Raw genomic sequence first — 2,461 nt, 5'->3', positions numbered from 1 at the left:
CTTGCCTCTTCGTCGGCAGGTGCAGATGGGTATAAGGGACTGGGGGCGGGCGCCGCGATGGGCGTGAAGGCGACGTTCGATCCGCTGCCGCCGCCGCACGCGCTCAGGGCAAGAACGGCCAGGGCCGCGGCCGCGATCAGGCGCAGCGGCTGGTTCTGCAAAGCATCCATTGGTGTCTCCATGTTGTCCGGACTGTGCCGCCCTCGAAGCGGCGCGCCAGCCTATTCGCGGCGCCTCTCTGGAGCCCTAGGGATTTGCCCGTGCGTCTGTCAAGTCGGGGACGGGGCCTACATCCGCGGAAGTTTTCACGGTTCGGCGGCGTGAAAACCCGCACTGCGGTGCACCCGGGCTAAAGGGCGTCAGTCGCGCCGCCGGGTGACCTTCACGACCACGTCCATGCCCGCATAGGCGCCGGCGTCGCCGAACCAGCTGCCGACGATGGGCGGCGCCTGCGCCGGGTCGCGCGCCACGCCCACGCGGATCAGCCGCCCGCTGCCCATGAGGTTGTTGGTCGGGTCGAAGGCGACCCAGCCCGCGCCGGGCAGGTAGGCCTGGAGCCAGGCATGGGTGCTGCCGGCGCCGACCGTGCGCTCGGCGGGCGCCGCCTCGTCCGGCGCCGCGGCCTCGGCCCCCGCCGGGACATCGGGCTCGGGCAACGTGGCGGGTGCGTCATCGGGGTCCGGCGCCTCGCCCGGATCGCCGTCCACGGCGGCGTCGACGTCGGCCGGGTCCACGTCGAGCATCGGGTCGTAAAGGTAGCCGGAGACGAAGCGGGTGGCGATGCCCAGCCGGCGCGCGGCCTCCATCATGAGCAGCGCGTAGTCGCGGCAGCTGCCGCCGCCGATGGCCAGCGTCTCCAGCGGGGTCTGCGTGCCTTCCTCCTCGCGGCCCTGGTAGGTCAGGCTCTGGTTGATGTGCGCGTTCATGCGCGTGAGCGTGTCGCGGGTGCTGTTGGGTGCGTCGGTGTGCAGGAACTGGTGCGCCCAGCGGATCAGCGTGCCGTCCGGGTCGTCGTGGTGCGGTCGCAGGTAATGCTCCAGGTCCAGCCGCTCCTGCACCGAATAGGCGAAGGGCAGGAATTCGGCGGAGGGATCGAGCTGCAGCTCGTCGGCCGGCCCCGGCACGTGCTCGATGGTGAAGGCGCAGGCGATGGTCAACTCGGCGGCCGGCGCCCTGGGCTGCACCAGCGCGACGGAGTTGGAATGCGGGTCCTGGATCAGCCGCACGTGGGCCTCGGGGCTCACCCGCAGGTCGGTGGCCAGCACGCGCAGGTCGTGGCTGTCGCGCGGGCGGAACATCACGCGGTGCTGGCCGAAGCTCACCGGCGCGTGGTAGCGGTAGGTGGTCGTGTGCAGGATGTCGAAGGTGGCCATGGGGCGCGATGGTAGGGGGCTGTCGTGGCGCGGCGTTGCGTTCAACGCCAGAGCCGCCGCGTGTCCAGCGCGCGGGCCTGGGCGGCGGGCACGGGCAGCGGCTCGCCGTGCCAGCGGGCGGCCAGGAGTTCGGCACACAGGGCGGCAAAGCTGAGGCCGCGCGAGCCCAGGGCGGTGCAGGCCCAGATGCCGGCCGGCGCGGCGGGATCCACCGGCCCGACCAGCGGCCGGCGGTCGGCCGAGGCGCAGCGCACGCCCGCCCAGTCGCGCAGGCCGGCGCCATCGGCGCGCAGCCGCGCGGCCAGCGGCGGATGCAGGCTGGCCAGCCGGGCGAGGTTGTGGACGCGGTCGGCCGGGCGCAGCGTGGTGTCGGTCTCGCCGGGGGCGTAGGTGGAGCCGGTCATCCACTGCCGAAGGCCATCGGCCCCTGGGGCGGGCACGCCGCCGATCAGGTGGCCGTCGCCATTGACCGGGGTGGCGCCGTTGCCGTCGTGGGCCATGTCGCCCCACACGATCTGGCCGCGCACCGGCTGCAGCGGGAGCAGCGGCGCGAGCCGGCCCGTGGCCGGGCCGGCGGCGAGCACCACGCGGTCCGCCCGGGCCAGCAGCGTGGCGTCGGCATCCAGCAGTTGCCAGCGCCCGTCGGCCGCCTGGACGATGCGGTCGACGGCCGTGCCGCCGCGAAAGGCGATCGCCGGATGCGACAGCCAGGTGGCCACCAGCCGATGGGGCCGCACCCAGCCGGCGCGGCCATGCCACAGCGCGGGCGTGCCGGCGGGCAAGCCGGCGCGGGCCAGGTCCTCGGCCGAGGCCAGGCGGCTTTCGTTGTCGCCGCCGTCGTCCTCGGCGTGCCAGCCGGGGGGCAGGCGCAGCAGCTCGGCGGCCCGCCGTTCGACGGCGCCGGTAGCCCGCCAGTCGGTGCCTTCGCGCAGGGCCGGCGACTGCAGCTGCGCCCAGGTCGCGCGGATGCCGGCGCGCGTCAGGCGCGAGAGCAGCGCATCGTCCGGCGACACGTGCGGCGCCATGAGGCCGAAGGGCAGGGCGGAGGCGCCGCCGGTGGCCGGCGCGTCCGCCCTGCCCTTCGGCCT

The 2,461-nt window shown here is 74.7% G+C and carries 2 protein-coding genes; both read right to left on the bottom strand.

The window, feature by feature from the left end:
* Positions 1–359: 359 nt before the first annotated feature.
* Positions 360–1,373, bottom strand: a complete 1,014-nt coding sequence (locus tag NS331_RS26490) for a transglutaminase family protein (RefSeq protein WP_058644618.1) — start codon at positions 1,371–1,373, stop codon at positions 360–362.
* 41 nt (positions 1,374–1,414) lie between these two features.
* The coding region (locus NS331_RS25185) for an MnmC family protein (RefSeq protein ID WP_153013069.1) at positions 1,415–2,461 on the bottom strand (1,047 nt) is incomplete at its 5' end.

Origin of the sequence: Pseudacidovorax intermedius, assembly GCF_001476815.1 — a bacterium.
Taxonomy (GTDB): Bacteria; Pseudomonadota; Gammaproteobacteria; order Burkholderiales; family Burkholderiaceae_C; genus Xenophilus; species Xenophilus intermedius_A.
Note: the sequence above shows the minus strand (reverse complement) of the source record. Positions and strands in the feature narration are given on the sequence as shown.

Coding starts and splice junctions, on each gene's coding strand:
- NS331_RS26490 (WP_058644618.1), bottom strand. CDS start 1,373: ATGGCCACCTTCGACATCCTGCACACGACCACCTACCGCTACCACGCG.